Raw genomic sequence first — 17287 nt, 5'->3', positions numbered from 1 at the left:
TTTTTGATAAAGAGAAGGAGCAGAACCGGCTGAAAGAGGCGCAGCTGATTGGGGAAATCGGCAATCAGACAATGGATATTGCGCGGACACAGGGGCAGATAATAGCGACGAAAGCCGCAAATGAGAAAATGAAGGATGTCTCACCGGACCAGCTGAAAACGGCGGAAGCAGAGTGGCGGAAAGCAAACCGGGGCAAAGAGCCCACCACCGACGATATCAGCAGTCAGGCTTACCAGAATTCCTACAATCAGGCCTTCACCGACAGCGGATTCGGAACGGGCGGTAAGGTTCAGCAGGCGCTCCAGGCGGCTACCGCTGTGGTACAGGGGCTGGCGGGCGGTGATATCGCCAAGGCGGCAGCAGGTGGAGCTGCACCTTACATTGCGAACATTATCGGCAGCAGCGGCCTTGACGATACAGGTAAAGTTCTGGCACATGCTGCCGTGAACGCCGCACTCGCTGCCGCTCAAGGGAATAACGAATTGGTGGGTGCTGCGGGGGCTGCCACGGCTGAAATGGCGGGCATGCTCGCCAGCCAGATTTACAACAAAAATGTCAAAGATCTGAGCGAAACCGAAAAACAAACGGTTAGCGCGCTGGCGACACTGGCAGCGGGCCTTGCGGGTGGCTTGGTTGGCGACAGCAGTGCTGATACTGTCGCTGCGGCTCAGGCGGGTAAGATGACAGTTGAGAATAATTATCTGAGCGAAAAAGAGTCTCGTCAGCTTGATCAAGAAATGCAAGATTGTAAAGCCTCTGGTAGTAACTGCAATAAGGTTGTCGAGAAATACATCAACATCAGTAATAAAAATAGTAAGGAATTGGTTGAAGCCTGCACCGGTGGCGGTGTTGCTTGTATAACCTGGGAAGAACTGATCCAAGCAGACACTAACGTGGCCTTGGATGCTAATGAGCATCAGGTAAGGTTGAATGAGAAATTGAAAGATCCTGATGCGGCTGCGATTGTGAAATATCTTAACGGCTCGGATCTAAAATTCCTTAAGGATAATATCACGACAGGTGATCGGGTTATGGATGTGGTAATGACCCCAACTTCTTGGCCGATAGCGGTAATGGGCGGGAAAGCAATTATTACTAATGCTGTGAATAACACTAAAGAGCAACTTTTCGCTGTAGGTGTTGGATTGGGGGCTGGCATTCAATATGGTACAACTGGAAAAGTAAACCTGTCAGACTTGATTGGTTCTGGTGTTATTGGGGCTATTACCGCTGGTAAAGGTTATAATCCGGTAATGACATGGAACACTGCCGGTGGCTATTATCAGGCTGAAATTAAAGGTGATGATCCATTCATGGCGGCGTTAGTGAGTAAGGCTGGTACCGGGGCTGGCTATGCTGCCGGTAATATAATCAAGGTTCCAGCGGATAAGATTTTGAATCCAGTGTCAAAACAATATGAGTGGGTGCCAACTGGCGTATGGACAATTACCAAACCCGCACCTCAGAGTTCTATTCCATCGATAATCGGTAATGCGGGTGATTCATTTACTTCCGGTGTGGTTGGTGATGGATTAAACAAAATTCCTCAAGGAGGAAATGATGCCTCTAAATAATCTTAATAGACAACTTTGGAGGTTATTTATAGTGTGTTTAATAACCAGCATCACCTTGATTATTTTAGGTTTATTCTCTTACTTACTTAAAGGTTGGTTAATTTGGGATTTCGAGAAACCTTTCCCTTTTGGTCGTACAGAAATAGTTACAATATTGAAAATTAGCCTGTTAGGCATCCCTACTGGTTTAATCTTTTGGTTTTTTGATATTAATTAAAAAATGGACCAGGAACGAGGTGCGCACCTCTTTTATGGGGTTTTACGGCATCGATTCACCACTGCCGACCAGCTAGATCGATGACATCACTCAACGACGTGATAGCCATGACGCCATGGAAGCGTTTCTGGATATCTTCAACCACCGGATGATGGCGCAGTTTTACCGCATCTGTCGTAAATACAGCTATCCAGCCACCTTTGAAGACAGTGGCGCCGACAATATTTCGCACGACTCGAAGCAGCAGAACGCCAGCGCGGGCGGCAGTGTGAGCATGAGCGGCGGCAGCGGTTCGCTTAACCTGAGCCGGGACAAAATGCACAGCACGTACGAGAGTGTGCAGGAGCAGACAGGTATCTTCGCCGGTAAGGGTGGCTTTGATATCACCGTCGGTGAGCATACGCAGCTCAACGGTGCGGTTATCGGCTCGACGGCGGATACCAGCCTGAACAAACTCGACACCGGCACGTTAGGATTCAGCGATATCCACAACAGCGCCGAATATGAAGTCGAACATCATAGCGTTGGGATTAGCTCGGGTGGAAACATCGGCGGGCAGTTCGTGGGGAATATGGCCAACGGCCTGCTGGTGGGCGTTAACGGCAGCGGAAGCGATAGCTCAACAACGAAATCAGCGGTGAGTGAAGGCACGATAACAATCCGCGATAAGGACAGCCAGAAGCAGGACGTGGGTGAGCTGAGCCGCGACGTCGAGCACGCCAACCAGACCCTCTCCCCTATCTTTGATAAAGAGAAGGAGCAGAACCGGCTAAAAGAGGCGCAGCTGATTGGGGAAATTGGTGTTCAGGCGATGGACATTGCGCGGACGCAGGGTGACCTGAACGGGCTGAGCGAGGCGAAGAAAGCGCCCCCTGATATGACAGCTGAGGAGCTGCGCAAGACAGACGTCTATAAAACAGAGATGGCGAAATACGGGACGGGCAGCGCGCTGCAGCAGGGTCTGTCAGCGGCGACGGCGGCAATACAGGGGCTGGCGGGCGGTGATATCAAAGCGGCCCTTGCCGGAGGTGCCGCACCGTATCTGGCGGAGGTGATTAAGAAAGTGGCGCCGGATGAAGAAAGTCGAGTGATGGCACATATAGTACTAGGGGCTGTATCTGCTGAGTTACAAGGTGGCAATGCACTAGCAGGGGCATCTGGCGCTGGAATATCAGCAGCGGGAGCTGAGTACATTAAAACTCAACTTTATGGCGACCGTAGCGTGGAGCAATTGACGGAGCAGGAAAAACAAACTGTGACCGCATTGGCTACGCTTGCAGGCGGATTGGCCGGCGGGATCGTTGGTGGTGACACGAGTTCAGTAAACCACTTCACTTCCAGTGTTTTCAAAACTCGAGCGCTATGATCCTTCGACCACTTCTTATTCGTAGCATGCCATTCAATCGCAACTTCTTTGAATGTTCGAGTTTCAGCTTGCTCGATCTTATCTGTTTTCTTTTTATCACTAGGGTCAATGCCGTTAGCTAATTGCTTACGGGCTTCATCACGTCGCGCCCTGGCATCAGCAAGCGTTACTTCTGGGTATATTCCCAGCGCCAGCATCTTCTCCTTACCATTAAACCGATAACGTAAGCGCCAGTACTTTGAACCGTTAGGATGAACCAGCAATACCATGCCGTCGCCATCTGTGAGCTTATAAGCTTTAGCTTCAGGCTTGGCTGTACGAACCTTCACATCACTCAGAGCCATGTTGAATATCCTTTCAAAGGTTCTGTGTGGGTACAAATATTATCGAAGCGGGATATACCCACAATTGTACCCACATCAGTAAGTTGATGTAGATTGAATCAGGTTGACTTATGTTGACTGAAAAAGCGAGAGGAGCCTTGCGGGGACTGGATTTTAGACATAAAAAAAGACCTCAGTTGAGGTCTATTTACATACTAATGGTGCCGAAGGCCGGAATCGAACCGGCACATCTTTCGATGGTTGATTTTGAATCAACTGCGTCTACCGATTTCGCCACTTCGGCACTGAAAGTAGTATGCGGAAAACGTGGGCATTATACCCAGCCCAGCCGGTCACGCAATAGTTATCCCGTGTTGTCCGGTTTAAGTGTTGAAAAAACAGACACGAACCGCAATCCGGAGGGGTTTTGCTGACAAAAAACTACGATTTGTCTTCGTTTTTCCGATGCCGTTTATCAAACTTCGCATTAGTATACAAATCACGAATAGATTATGCCCTGTTGATGGATACCAGCTTGTTGAAAAAACTCTCACTTTCGCTCCTCGCGCTGGCCCTCGCCAGTACGCCTTTATGGAGCCACGCGCAGGCCAATGCGCGTCTGGCGTCGCAGGTCGTGGATGACCATGCAGAACACATCTTTTACGGCAGCGGCGCAATGGGAATGGCGCTGGTAGTCGTTGATAATAATCAGCAGGTTTTCCGCAGTTTCGGGGAAACAAAACCGGGTTCCGATATCCGTCCGCGTGAAGACTCCGTGGTACGTATCGCGTCGCTGACCAAACTCATTACCAGCGAAGTGCTGGTGAAAATGGCGCAGCAAGGCAAAGTCAGCATTAACGATCCGCTACGTAAATACGCTCCGGCCGGTGCCCGCGTGCCCTCTTACAGCGGCACTAATCCGATTACGCTGCTGAATCTGGCCACGCACACCAGCGGACTGCCACGCGAGCAGCCCGGCGGTGTCGCGCATCGTGCCGTGTTCACCTGGCCGACGAAAAGCGATCGCTGGACCTGGCTGAGTGTCGCGAAACTCACTGTGCCGCCGGGTGCCCGCGCGTCATACTCCAATCTGGCGTTTGACCTGCTTTCTGATGCGTTATCGAAAGCAGCTAACCAGCCTTACACACAGTTGCTGCGTGACCAGATTACTCAGCCACTAGGCATGATCGATACAACGCTGACGCCAAACGCCAGCCAGTGTTCGCGCCTGATGGAAGGTCTGCGTCCAAGTCCTTGCATTAACACCATTGCAGCCGCGGGCAGCGGTGGGATTTATTCCACACCAGCCGATATGGGCCGCTGGATGCGTCAGTTCCTCGGGCAGCGCACCACCACGGCTGAAATGGCGCAAAAGATGTATTACAAGCGTACCGATCTGGTCTCGCTGAAAGGGATGGATGTCCCGGGCATGGCGGATTCACTGGGAATGGGCTGGGTAACGATGGCGCCAACGCCGTTGCTGCCGCGCATCATTCAGAAAACCGGCGGCGGTGGCGGCTTTATCACGTATGTTGCAATGGTACCCCAACGCGGTGTCGGCGTGTTCGTGGTGGTCACCCGCAGTGAACTGACCAAGTTTAAGAATATGAGTGATGGTGTGAACGATCTGGTGGCGGATCTGGTGCGTAATAACGAGATTTAACGCCCGGCTCACAATCTTCAGACGTAAAAAAAGCAGGCTCATGAAAGGCCTGCTTTTTGTTTATCCGCACGGGCAAGTTTATCTTTTTTTCAGCAGCAAAAACATACTGATGACGAAGAACAATCCGCTTGGTAACAGTGCGCCAAGGATCGGCGGAATGTTATAAACCAGGCTTAACGGGCCGAAGATCTGGTCAAGTACGTAGAACAGGAAACCGAAGCAAATACCGGTAACCACACGCACGCCCATCGGCACACTGCGCAGAGGTCCGAAGATGAACGAGAGCGCCATCAGCATCATCACCGCGACAGACAGTGGCGAGAAGATTTTACTCCACATATTCAGCTGATAACGTTTAGCTTCCTGCCCGCTCTGCTTGAGATATTTCACATAGTTGTGCAGACCGCTGATCGACAATGCGTCAGGATCCAGCGCAACAACGCCCAGTTTGTCCGGCGTCAGGTTCGTTTTCCACACGCCGGTCAGCGTCTGAGAACCGGTGATTTGCAGGTTATCTGTCAGGTCAGACTCATCCACCTGAGAGAGTTTCCACTCACCGCCGTCAAAGGTTGCCGAAGAGGCATAACGGACGGACTGCAATTTGTTCTGATCATTGAAGTGATAGATGTTGACGCCTGTCAGCTCTTTTTCACCAGCCACACGCTCAATGTAGATAAAGTCGTGACCGTCTTTCGCCCATAAACCGTTCTGAGTGGATAGCAACGAACCGCCGTACATCGCCTGCGCACGGTAATTACGGGCCATTTGTTCGCCCTGCGGCGCCACCCATTCACCAATCGCCATGGTCAGAAGCACCAGAGGGATCGCCGTTTTCATCACGGAAGCGGCTATCTGCATACGGGTGAAACCGGAAGCCTGCATAACCACCAGTTCGCTGCGTGTTGCCAGCGTACCTAAGCCAAGCAATGCACCCAGTAACGCCGCCATCGGGAAGAAAATCTCGATATCTTTTGGCACGCTAAGCAAGGTGTACAACCCGGCACCGGCGGCGGAATAGCCTCCCTGCCCGACTTTACGCAGCTGATCGACAAACTTGATGATGCCGGAAAGTGACACCAGCATGAACAACGTCATCATGATGGTGTTGAAGATAGTGCGACCAATGTAACGGTCTAATACGCCAAACATCAGGCAACTCCTCTCAGACGCGCCCGGATCTTGCGAACCGGCAAGGTATCCCACGCATTAAGCACCAGTGCCAGTGCCAGGTAGAGCAGGTTCGTTCCCCACATCCAGAGGAACGGATCCAGCTTGCCCTTCGCGCCGTTAGACCGCAGGGAGGTTTGCAGCAGGAAGAAAATCAGATAGAGCAGGATAGCCGGCAGCATACTCAGAACGCGGCCCTGACGCGGGTTGACCACGCTGAGCGGAACCACCAGCAACGCCATAATAAACACGGAAACGATCAGCGTTAAACGCCAGTTCAGCTCTGCACTGGCTTCCGGTTCATTGGAATTCCAGAGCTGCGTCATGGTCATCTGATCAGACTGATTCGGGTCAAGTTGCACGGTCTGATGGCCGATAACCGCCAGATAATCGGTGAAGTCCGTAACACGGAAATCACGCAACAATGCGGTGCCTTCGTAACGCGTGCCTTTATCCAGCATCACCTGTTGTGAACCGTCAGCACGCTGCAACATGTGCCCTTTATCTGCCACCACGACGGAAGGTCGCTGGTTGCCGTTCGGGCGTAACTGCGCGAGGAAAACGTTGTGGAATTCTTTCCCTTTTACACTGCCGACAAACAGAACCGCATTGCCGTTCTGCGCCTGCTGGAACTGGCCTTCAACCATCGCCGCCATGCTCGGGTTAGCTTTCGCTTCCGCCAGAACCGCGTCCTGATGTTTTGACGACCAGGGACTCAGCCAGATGGCATTAATCCCGGCGAAAAATGACGTAAACAGCGCCAAAACCAGCGCCGCGATAACCAGTGAGCGTTTTCCAAGGCCACACGCATGCATGACGGTAATTTCGCTATCGGTATATAACCGGCCGAACGTCATCAGCAGACCAAGGAACAGGCTGAGTGGAAGAATAAGCTGCGCCATTTCCGGAATACCTAACCCCAGAAGTGACAGAACTAAATTTGTTGGGATATCGCCATCGACCGCTGCTCCAAGCACTCTGACCAGCTTCTGACAGAAGAAGATAAGAAGTAAAATGAACAGAATGGCAAATTGGCTCTTGAAGGTTTCCCTAACCAGATATCTAATGATGATCACGCTTAATACGCCTGTGAAAACTTGTCTTTTTGAAGGAAAATCGCTAGTTTCATCGCTAATCCGTCATTTATTCTCATCATATGGCAACCTTCGCAGCTAAAATAGTATTACAACACCGAGATTTGGGGTGTCCTATAGGAACTTGCTTATAGCCGCCAAAATAAAAACTAACGCCGTTTAAGGTTAACACAGGTCGTTAACACAATGACGGGAGAGTGTCTCCGGCGACTCATTCTAGCCGTACCTCCCGCCCTTGTCTTTAAGATTCAGGAGAGTGCATGGAGTTCAGCGTAAAAAGCGGTAGCCCGGAAAAACAACGCAGTGCCTGTATTGTAGTCGGCGTTTTCGAACCTCGCCGCCTGTCACCGATTGCCGAACAGCTCGATAAAATCAGTGATGGCTACATCAGCGCCCTGCTCCGCCGTGGCGAACTTGAAGGCAAAGTGGGCCAGACCCTGTTACTGCATCATGTACCGAATATCCTTTCCGAACGTATCTTGCTGATTGGTTGCGGCAAAGAGCGTGAGCTGGATGAGCGCCAGTACAAACAGGTGATCCAGAAAACGATCAACACCCTGAACGACACCGGTTCTATGGAGGCCGTTTGCTTCCTCACCGAGCTGCACGTTAAAGGGCGCAATACTTACTGGAAAGTGCGTCAGGCGGTCGAGACCTCCAAAGAATCGCTTTACACCTTCGATCAGCTTAAAAGCAATAAAACCGAACCTCGCCGTCCGCTGCGTAAAATGGTCTTCAACGTGCCGACACGCCGTGAACTGACCAGCGGTGAGCGCGCAATTTCCCATGGTCTGGCGGTTTCTGCCGGTATCAAAGCCGCAAAAGATCTCGGCAATATGCCACCGAACATCTGTAACGCCGCGTATCTGGCGTCGCAGGCCCGTCAGCTGGCAGATGCGTTCAGCACCAACATCACCACTCGCGTAATCGGCGAACAGCAGATGAAAGAGCTGGGGATGAATGCGTATCTGGCGGTAGGTCAGGGTTCGAAAAACGAATCACTGATGTCGGTGATGGAATATAAAGGAAATCCTAATCCTGACGCTAAGCCTATCGTGCTCGTCGGTAAAGGTCTGACCTTCGATTCCGGCGGTATTTCCATTAAGCCAGCGGCTGATATGGATGAAATGAAGTACGACATGTGCGGTGCCGCAGCGGTTTACGGCGCAATGCGCGTGGTGGCTGAACTGAATCTGCCGCTCAACGTGATTGGCGTGCTCGCAGGCTGTGAAAACATGCCAGGCGGTCAGGCGTTCCGTCCGGGCGATATTCTGACGACCATGTCCGGCCAGACCGTTGAAGTGCTCAATACCGACGCAGAAGGCCGTCTGGTGCTGTGCGATGCACTGACTTACGTTGAACGCTTTGATCCTGAGCTGGTGATTGACGTCGCCACGCTGACCGGCGCCTGCGTGATTGCCCTTGGCCATCACATCACCGGTCTGCTGTCGAACCACAATCCGCTGGCACACGAACTGATCGGCGCGTCCGAACAGGCCGGTGACCGCGCGTGGCGTCTGCCGCTGGCGGATGAATATCAGGAACAGCTGGATTCCAATTTTGCTGATATGGCGAACATCGGTGGCCGTCCGGGTGGTGCAATCACCGCGGGTTGCTTCCTGTCGCGCTTCACCCGTAAATACAGCTGGGCGCATCTGGACATCGCCGGTACCGCATGGCGTTCAGGTAAAAACAAAGGCGCAACCGGTCGTCCGGTCGCACTTCTGGCGCAGTTCCTGCTGAACCGCGCTGGCCTTGATGGCGATGAATGATTCATTCGCTAAATAAGGTATAATTCTCCAGTCAGGGTCTGGAAATATCCTCAGACCCTTCACAGGCGGGCGCACCCAGTTGCGCCCCTGTTTTTTCTCAGCAGCACAGTGAACTCATCATGAAACAGGCAACCTTCTTTCTTCTCGATGCGCCGGATGCAAGTGGCGAGCTCAGCTCACACGAAGCGCTGGCCTGTCAGGTCGCCGCCGAACGTTACCGGATGGGCAAACGTGTTCTGCTGGCCTGTGAAGATCAAAAACAGGCCGAGCGTCTGGATGAAGCGCTGTGGAAGCGTGATCCAAACCATTTTGTGCCACACAATCTGGCGGGTGAAGGCCCGAGATTTGGTGCACCGGTGGAGCTTTGCTGGCCGGGTAAGCGCGGCAATGCGCCACGCGACCTGCTGATAAGCCTCCTGCCTGAATTTGCAGATTTTGCTACTGCTTTCCATGAAGTGGTAGACTTCGTTCCTTACGAAGATTCCCTTAAACAGCTTGCGCGCGAACGCTACAAAGCCTATCGCAGCGTGGGTTTCTCTTTGACGACGGCCACGCCGCCCTCAGTCACCACATCGACCGACGAAAATACGAAGCGAAATGGATAAGACATATAACCCGCAAGACATCGAGCAGCCGCTTTACGAGCACTGGGAACAACAGGGCTATTTCAAGCCACATGGTGATACCAGTAAAGAAAGCTTTGCCATCATGATCCCGCCGCCGAACGTTACCGGCAGCTTGCACATGGGTCATGCTTTCCAGCAAACCATCATGGACGCCATGATCCGCTATCAGCGCATGCAGGGTAAAAATACTCTGTGGCAGGCGGGCACCGACCATGCGGGCATCGCAACGCAGATGGTGGTTGAGCGTAAAATCGCAGCCGAAGAAGGCAAAACCCGTCACGACTACGGCCGTGAAGCGTTTATCGACAAAATCTGGGATTGGAAAGCAGAATCCGGCGGCACCATTACCCGTCAGATGCGCCGTCTCGGCGATTCCGTGGACTGGGAGCGTGAGCGCTTCACCATGGACGAAGGCCTGTCCAACGCCGTGCGAGAAGTGTTCGTACGCTTGTATAAAGAAGATCTGATTTACCGTGGCAAACGCCTGGTGAACTGGGATCCAAAGCTGCGCACCGCGATTTCCGACCTCGAAGTTGAAAACCGCGAATCCAAAGGTTCCATGTGGCACCTGCGCTATCCGCTGGCTGACGGCGCGAAAACCGCTGAAGGCAAAGATTATCTGGTTGTCGCGACCACCCGTCCGGAAACCGTCCTCGGTGATACCGGCGTGGCCGTTAACCCGGAAGATCCGCGTTATAAAGATCTCATCGGCAAAGAAATCATTTTGCCGCTGGTAGGCCGCCGTATTCCCATCGTGGGCGACGAACATGCCGACATGGAAAAGGGCACCGGTTGTGTGAAGATCACGCCTGCGCATGACTTTAATGACTATGAAGTCGGTAAACGTCACGGTCTGCCGATGATCAACATACTGACTTTCGATGGCGATATCCGCCAGACTGCTGAAGTGTTCGACACTAACGGCGAAGAAAGCGATGCCTGTGCTAACGATATCCCTGAACAGTTCCGTGGCCTGGAGCGCTTTGCCGCGCGTAAAGCGGTCGTCGCTGCATTTGACGAAGCCGGTCTGCTCGAAGAAATCAAACCTCACGACCTGACCGTACCTTACGGTGACCGTGGCGGCGTGGTTATCGAACCCATGCTGACTGACCAGTGGTACGTCCGCACTGCGCCACTGGCGAAAGTCGCGGTGGAGGCCGTTGAGCAAGGTGAAATCCAGTTCGTACCTAAACAGTACGAAAATATGTATTTCAGCTGGATGCGTGACATTCAGGACTGGTGTATTTCCCGTCAGCTGTGGTGGGGACACCGTATTCCTGCGTGGTATGACGCCGAAGGCAACGTATTCGTTGGCCGTGACGAAGCGGAAGTCCGCAGTGAAAACAATCTGGGCGCAGACGTTGTGCTGACTCAGGACGAAGACGTGCTCGACACCTGGTTCTCTTCCGGCCTGTGGACATTCTCTACACTGGGCTGGCCAGAACAGACGCCTGATCTCAAAGCTTTCCACCCTTCAAGCGTTGTTGTGAGCGGCTTCGACATCATCTTCTTCTGGATTGCGCGCATGATCATGATGACCATGCATTTCGTGAAAGACGAGAATGGCAAGCCACAGGTTCCGTTTAACACCGTTTACATGACCGGTCTTATCCGCGACGACGAAGGGCAGAAAATGTCCAAGTCCAAAGGTAACGTCATCGATCCGCTGGATATGATTGACGGTATTTCGCTGGAAGATCTGCTGGAAAAACGTACCGGCAACATGATGCAGCCGCAGCTGGCGGAAAAAATCCGCAAGCGCACCGAGAAGCAATTCCCGAACGGCATCGAACCGCACGGCACCGATGCCCTGCGCTTCACGCTGGCGGCACTGGCTTCTACCGGCCGTGACATCAACTGGGACATGAAGCGTCTTGAAGGTTACCGCAACTTCTGTAACAAACTGTGGAACGCCAGCCGCTTCGTACTGATGAACACCGAAGATCAGGATTGTGGTCTGAATGGTGGCGAACTTGAGCTGTCACTGGCTGACCGCTGGATCCTCGCGGAATATAACCGCACCGTGAAATCTTACCGTGAAGCGATGGATAACTACCGCTTTGATCTGGCCGCCAGCATTCTCTATGAATTCACCTGGAACCAGTTCTGCGACTGGTATCTGGAGCTGACTAAACCGGTCATGAACGGTGGCAGCGAAGCACAACTACGCGGCACCCGTCATACGCTGGTTGAAGTGCTGGAAGGTCTGCTACGTCTTGCGCACCCGATCATTCCTTTCATCACAGAAACCATCTGGCAGCGCGTGAAAACGCTGAAAGGCATCACAGCAGAAACCATCATGCTGCAGCCTTTCCCGGAATTTGACGCGGCGAAAGCAGACGAACTGGCGCTGGCCGATCTTGAGTGGATCAAGCAGGCGATCATCGCTATCCGTAACGTGCGTGCCGAGATGAATCTGTCTCCGGCCAAGCCGCTGGAACTGCTGCTGCGCGGTGCGAGTGCCGATGCACAGCGTCGTGTTGAACAGAACCTGAGCTTCATTAAGTCTCTGGCGCGTCTGGAATCCATTACCATTCTGCCTGCAGGTGACAAAGGCCCTGTGTCTGTCACCAAACTGGTTGAAGGCGCTGAGTTGCTGATCCCAATGGCCGGTCTGATCGACAAAGATGCCGAGCTGGCGCGTCTGGACAAAGAGATGGCGAAGCTGGATGGCGAGATTGCGTCTATCGAAGGCAAACTGTCTAACGAAGGTTTTGTGGCGCGTGCGCCGGAAGCCGTAGTCGCAAAAGAGCGCGAACGTCTGGCAGACTGCGGTGAAGCCAAAATCAAGATTGCAGAACAGAAAGCAACAATCGCTGCTCTGTAATTTTGGTGCCGGTTATCCGGGTAAATACATGAGATGACAAAGGCCGCGAAAGCGGCCTTTTTTATTCTGCGATAACAGCCGGTAACGTTGCACCCACCTGCCCTTAGATGGTATTAAAACGGTCTGTTTATTTATCTTATTATTTGAAACTGAGTGAGCAATATGACGACCTCCCTTCCTGTCAGCGTGTTGGTGCGCCCGATTCGCCCTGAAGATAACGCGGCTATCGCACACGTGATCCGCCATGTATCTGCTGAATTTGGCCTGACTGCCGATAAAGGCTATACCGTAGCAGACCCGAATTTGGATCATCTGTATGAAAGCTACAGTCAGCCACGTTGCGCTTACTGGGTGGTGGAAGTCGACGGTAAAGTCGCCGGCGGCGGCGGTGTTGCACCGCTTTCTGGCGGCGAAGATGATTTGTGCGAACTGCAAAAAATGTATTTCCTGCCTTCGCTGCGCGGCCAGGGTCTGGCGAAACGACTGGCGTTACAGGCAATGGAACATGCCCGCCAGAACGGATTCGCGCGCTGCTATCTGGAAACAACTGCCAGTCTGACGCAGGCGATCGCGCTGTATGAGCGTCTGGGTTTTCAACATATTAATGGCTCACTGGGCAATACGGGGCATGTCGATTGTGAAGTGACGATGTTAAAATACCTCTGATATCCTTTTCGCAATCCATAAAAAAACAGGCATCTCATGTTCACACATAAAGCCATTTCAGCGTTAAACGAACTGGAACTGACGGTCTATAACTACATCGTCAAAAATGGCGATAAAGTGATGTACATGACTATCCGTGAGCTGGCAGATGCCGCCGGGGTATCCACCACCACGGTTCTGCGTTTTTGCAAAAAAATGGATTGTGAAGGATATTCTGAGTTTCGTATCCGTTTTAAATTGTTTTTAGAACATGAAGAAAAACCGCCGGTCTCCTTTGGCATCAGTGAAATAATCAGCTATTTCAAAAGTATTAATAACAGCGAATTTGATGAATTATTAGATCAGGCGGCCAAAAGAATTTCCGACGCGCAGCGAATTATATTTGTCGGCGTAGGAACATCAGGCTCATTAGGGAAATACAGCGCACGTTTTTTCTCAAACGTCGGGAAATTCAGTACCTTTATTGACGATCCTTATTTTCCGATTAACAGCGATATGTATAAAGATGCCATCGCTATTATTCTTTCTGTCTCAGGGGAGACGGAGGAAGTATTACGGTTCGCTACACAGTTCAGCCAGCACAACTGCCAGATCATCAGCCTGACGAACAGCGAAAACTCAACGCTGGCGCGTATGGCAGACCTCAACATCTCCTACCACATGCCGCAAATTGTATTAGAAGGCCAGTACAATATTACAACGCAGATCCCCGTACTTTATATTATCGAAACGATTGGAAAGAAATTACCTTTAATAAAACGTGACTCAGCGCAATGAAAAAACAGGGTGTTTTTAAGGTGTAACAAATCACCTGAGTTGTTTTTTGTTATATCGTGACAATACCCTTTCTTTTGCTACACTCCTGCCAACGAGTAAAAAAACAAAAAAGCTCACCTCTGTTTACCCGCTGGAGAATAATAAATAATGGCCATTGATTACGCTCAGACAGCTCAGGAAATTGTTAAATATATTGGCGGCGATAATAATGTGATTAGCATCACACATTGCGCCACCCGTTTACGTTTTGTTCTGAAAGATAATAAAGCCGTCGATAAAGAAGAATTAAAACGCGTCAAGGGCGTGATCACGGTGATTGAGGCCGGCGGCCAGATGCAAGTGGTGATTGGTAACCACGTCAGCGACGCTTATAAACAGGTTCTGAAACTGATCCACGTCGACGAAAACGCGCCGGTCTCTGCGCCGAACGTCGGCATCGTCAGCCGCGTGATGGATGTCATTTCCAGTATCTTCACGCCATTCCTTTATCAGCTCGCCGCCTGCGGTATTTTACAGGGGATCATTTCTTTCCTCGCAGCCGTCGGGATTATGGACTCAGGCAGCGGCACCTACCGTATTCTCAATTTCGTTTCCTGGACGGCGTTTACCTTCCTGCCGGTCATGATCGCGTTTACGGCGGCAAAAAAATTCAACGTCCATCCGTTTACCGCTGTCATTACGGCCTGTGCGCTGATCAGCCCTGATTATATGAACATGCTGACCGCGTTCAAAATCACCTCGATCAACTCCGCCGACCCGGCCATGCAGCAACTGATGCGTGAAGCCGTGAACAATCCGGAAATCGCCAGCATCCTGACTAACATTGTCGGCATTCCGCTGGCTTCGCCAACGCTCGATTTCCTCGGGATACCGGTGAAATATCTCAGCTATACCGCGTCAGTTATTCCGATCATCCTGATGGTTTGGGCGATGTCTTACGTCGAACGCTTCTTCAATAAAGTGTTGCCAGTCGTCATCCGCAACCTGTTCACCCCGATGTTTTGTATCGCCATTATGGTACCGATGACGCTTCTGGTATTCGGCCCGATCGGCAACCTGATCGGCGGCGCGATTGGCGGCGTTTACAACTATCTCTATCACCTCAGCCCGACCATTGCCGGTTTTGTTGTCGGTGCTTTCTGGCAACCGCTGGTCACACTCGGTGTTCACTGGGGCATTACGCCAGTTACTGTCGGCAACTACGCAACGCTGGGTTATGACACCTTTACCGGCCTGCAGGCATCCGCCGTCTTTGCAATGACCGGCAGTATGTTTGGCGTATATCTGAAAACCCGCAGCCGTGAAATGAAAGGGATTTCCCTCTCCGCGGGCGTTACCGGCCTGTTTGGGATTACCGAACCTGCGATTTACGGTGTGGCCCTGCGCCTGAAAAAACCTTTCCTGTGCAGTTGCGTGGCGGGTGGTATCGGCGGTGCGATTGCCGGGTCCTTCAACGCCGTGTCATGGAGCTACTGTTTGCCGGGCATTGCGGTATTGCCGGTATTCTTCAAAGAAGGCCACATGCCGCAGTTCCTCGGTTTCCTGCTCTCGATTACCGTCGCCTTTGTGCTCGGCGCCCTGTTTACCTGGCTGGTCGGTTTCAAAGATGAGCCCGATGTCGCGGCCACGAAAAAGATCCAGGCTGAAAGTCAGCGCGCCGCACAGGCAGAAATGAATTAAACCGGATATTACATTTACCACGCGGGCTGCTACAGCCCGCCTCAAGGGAGAACGAAAATGAGTCAACAGTTACCGAAAGATTTCTTATGGGGCGGCGCAGTTGCGGCACATCAGGTTGAAGGAGGCTGGAACAAAGGCGGCAAAGGCGTGAGCATTTGCGACGTGCTTTCCGGCGGCGCACACGGCGTCGATCGCGTGATGACAGACGGTGTGCTGGAGAAGGGTTACAGCTACCCTAACCACGAAGCTGTCGATTTTTATTCGCACTACAAAGAAGACATCGCGCTGTTTGCCGAAATGGGCTTCAAATGTTTCCGTACTTCGATTGCCTGGACGCGAATCTTCCCGAACGGTGACGAATTACAGCCAAACGAAGCGGGTCTGCAATTCTACGACGACATGTTTGATGAGCTGCTCAAACATAATATTGAGCCGGTGATCACCCTTTCTCACTTCGAAATGCCATGGCATCTGGTGAAGGAATACGGCGGCTGGAAAAACCGTCAGGTGGTGGATTTCTTTGTGCGTTTCAGCCAGGTCGTGATGGAGCGTTACAAAGGCAAAGTGAAATACTGGATGACATTCAATGAGATCAATAACCAGCGCAACTGGAAATATCCGCTGTTCGGTTATTGCTGCTCCGGTGTGGTATTCACCGAACAGGAAAAACCCGAAGAAACCCTGTATCAGGTGTTGCATCACCAGTTCGTGGCCAGCGCCAAAGTGGTCAAACTCGGCCATCAGATCAACCCTGATTTCCAGATTGGCTGCATGATCGCCATGGTGCCGTTGTACCCGTTCTCCTGCCACCCGGATGACGTGATGTATTCGGTCGAAGCGATGCATGAACGCTTCCTGTTCAGCGATGTGCATATGCGCGGTTATTACCCTGCGTATGCACTGAAAGAATGGGAACGTCGCGGCTTCAACATCAAAATGGAAGACGGAGATTTGCAGGCACTGAGAGAAGGCTGCGCGGACTACATCGGCCTGAGCTATTACATGAGCAACGCGATTTCAGCGCACAACCCAAGTGATGATAACGGGTTATCCGGCTTTGCAGGCAGCGTCCCGAATCCGCACGTGAAGGCATCCGACTGGGGATGGCAGATTGATCCTGTTGGCCTGCGTTATACCCTGAACATTCTGTACGAGCGCTACCAGAAACCGCTGTTTATTGTCGAAAATGGTTTTGGCGCTATCGATAAAGCGGGCGACGATGGTGTCATTCACGACGATTACCGCATCGCTTATCTGAAAGCGCATATCGAGCAGATGAAAAAAGCCGTGCTGGAAGATGGTGTGGATCTGATGGGCTACACGCCGTGGGGCTGTATTGACTGCGTGTCCTTCACCACCGGCCAGTACAGCAAACGCTATGGCTTTATCCACGTCGATAAAAATGACGATGGCACCGGCACGATGGCACGTTCGAAAAAAGAGAGTTTTGGCTGGTATCAGAAAGTGATTGAGAGCAACGGGGAAGTACTTTAATTCTTCTGAACTGGCGGAAATAAAAAAACCGGGCATTGCCC

11 protein-coding genes, 1 tRNA gene and 3 pseudogenes are annotated in these 17287 nt (G+C 51.9%); 11 read left to right on the top strand and 4 right to left on the bottom strand.

Annotated features, from left to right (window positions below):
• Window positions 1-2: 2 nt before the first annotated feature.
• The 3 genes and pseudogenes from J1782_RS26585 to J1782_RS22415 all read left to right on the top strand — a co-directional run.
• Window positions 3-704 (top strand): annotated as a pseudogene (locus J1782_RS26585) (VENN motif pre-toxin domain-containing protein); the annotation flags it as partial.
• Window positions 705-1810: 1106 nt separating this feature from the next.
• Window positions 1811-2020: pseudogene (locus J1782_RS26580) on the top strand (type VI secretion system baseplate subunit TssG); the annotation flags it as partial.
• 45 nt (window positions 2021-2065) lie between these two features.
• The gene (locus J1782_RS22415) at window positions 2066-3157 is read left to right on the top strand and encodes a VENN motif pre-toxin domain-containing protein (RefSeq protein ID WP_371819818.1); all 1092 of its coding nucleotides are present in this window, start codon (window positions 2066-2068) and stop codon (window positions 3155-3157) included.
• Here J1782_RS22415 and J1782_RS22410 read toward each other — a convergent pair.
• Window positions 3115-3501 (bottom strand): annotated as a pseudogene (locus J1782_RS22410) (Arm DNA-binding domain-containing protein); the annotation flags it as partial. The gene J1782_RS22415 and the pseudogene J1782_RS22410 sit on opposite strands and share 43 nt — an antisense overlap.
• A gap of 198 nt (window positions 3502-3699) precedes the next feature.
• Window positions 3700-3784, bottom strand: a tRNA-Leu gene (locus tag J1782_RS22405).
• Window positions 3785-4003: 219 nt separating this feature from the next.
• Here J1782_RS22405 and ampH point away from each other — a divergent pair.
• Window positions 4004-5143 carry a D-alanyl-D-alanine-carboxypeptidase/endopeptidase AmpH gene (ampH, locus tag J1782_RS22400; RefSeq protein ID WP_152327278.1) on the top strand — a complete coding sequence of 380 codons (1140 nt, stop codon included), beginning with the start codon at window positions 4004-4006 and terminating at the stop codon, window positions 5141-5143.
• Window positions 5144-5221: 78 nt separating this feature from the next.
• Here the strand turns inward: ampH and lptG are convergent, their stop codons facing one another.
• Together lptG and lptF are read right to left on the bottom strand one after the other, a co-directional pair.
• Entirely contained in the window at window positions 5222-6292 is a 1071-nt protein-coding gene (lptG, locus tag J1782_RS22395; protein ID WP_152327279.1) for an LPS export ABC transporter permease LptG, read from the bottom strand.
• A complete protein-coding gene (gene lptF / locus J1782_RS22390; protein ID WP_152327280.1) occupies window positions 6292-7386 on the bottom strand; it encodes an LPS export ABC transporter permease LptF in 1095 nt (364 codons plus the stop codon). Before lptF ends, lptG begins: the two co-directional genes overlap by 1 nt.
• 278 nt (window positions 7387-7664) lie before the next feature.
• On the opposite strand from lptF, the gene pepA reads away from it, so the two are divergent.
• From pepA to J1782_RS22355, 7 genes are all read left to right on the top strand, one after another.
• On the top strand, window positions 7665-9176 hold the full coding sequence (gene pepA / locus J1782_RS22385) for a leucyl aminopeptidase (protein ID WP_101075029.1): 1512 nt from the start codon (window positions 7665-7667) through the stop codon (window positions 9174-9176).
• 119 nt (window positions 9177-9295) lie between these two features.
• Window positions 9296-9781: a DNA polymerase III subunit chi gene (locus tag J1782_RS22380; RefSeq protein WP_101075028.1), complete on the top strand. Its 486-nt coding sequence runs from the start codon at window positions 9296-9298 to the stop codon at window positions 9779-9781.
• Window positions 9774-12629 (top strand): valine--tRNA ligase, encoded by a 2856-nt coding sequence (locus tag J1782_RS22375; RefSeq protein WP_217153926.1) that lies wholly within the window; start codon window positions 9774-9776, stop codon window positions 12627-12629. The genes J1782_RS22380 and J1782_RS22375 overlap by 8 nt, the downstream gene beginning before the upstream one ends.
• A 162-nt stretch (window positions 12630-12791) precedes the next feature.
• The gene (locus tag J1782_RS22370; RefSeq protein ID WP_165061398.1) at window positions 12792-13295 is read left to right on the top strand and encodes a GNAT family N-acetyltransferase; all 504 of its coding nucleotides are present in this window, start codon (window positions 12792-12794) and stop codon (window positions 13293-13295) included.
• A gap of 36 nt (window positions 13296-13331) precedes the next feature.
• Entirely contained in the window at window positions 13332-14072 is a 741-nt protein-coding gene (locus J1782_RS22365) for a MurR/RpiR family transcriptional regulator (RefSeq protein ID WP_152327284.1), read from the top strand.
• A gap of 147 nt (window positions 14073-14219) precedes the next feature.
• The gene (locus tag J1782_RS22360; RefSeq protein WP_165061395.1) at window positions 14220-15752 is read left to right on the top strand and encodes a PTS transporter subunit EIIC; all 1533 of its coding nucleotides are present in this window, start codon (window positions 14220-14222) and stop codon (window positions 15750-15752) included.
• Window positions 15753-15809: 57 nt separating this feature from the next.
• Window positions 15810-17246 (top strand): 6-phospho-beta-glucosidase, encoded by a 1437-nt coding sequence (locus J1782_RS22355; protein ID WP_217153925.1) that lies wholly within the window; start codon window positions 15810-15812, stop codon window positions 17244-17246.
• Window positions 17247-17287 lie beyond the last annotated feature (41 nt).

The organism is Rahnella sp. BCC 1045, from assembly GCF_019049615.1.
GTDB lineage: Bacteria > Pseudomonadota > Gammaproteobacteria > Enterobacterales > Enterobacteriaceae > Rahnella > Rahnella contaminans.
This window is presented reverse-complemented; position numbering and strand designations above follow the sequence as displayed.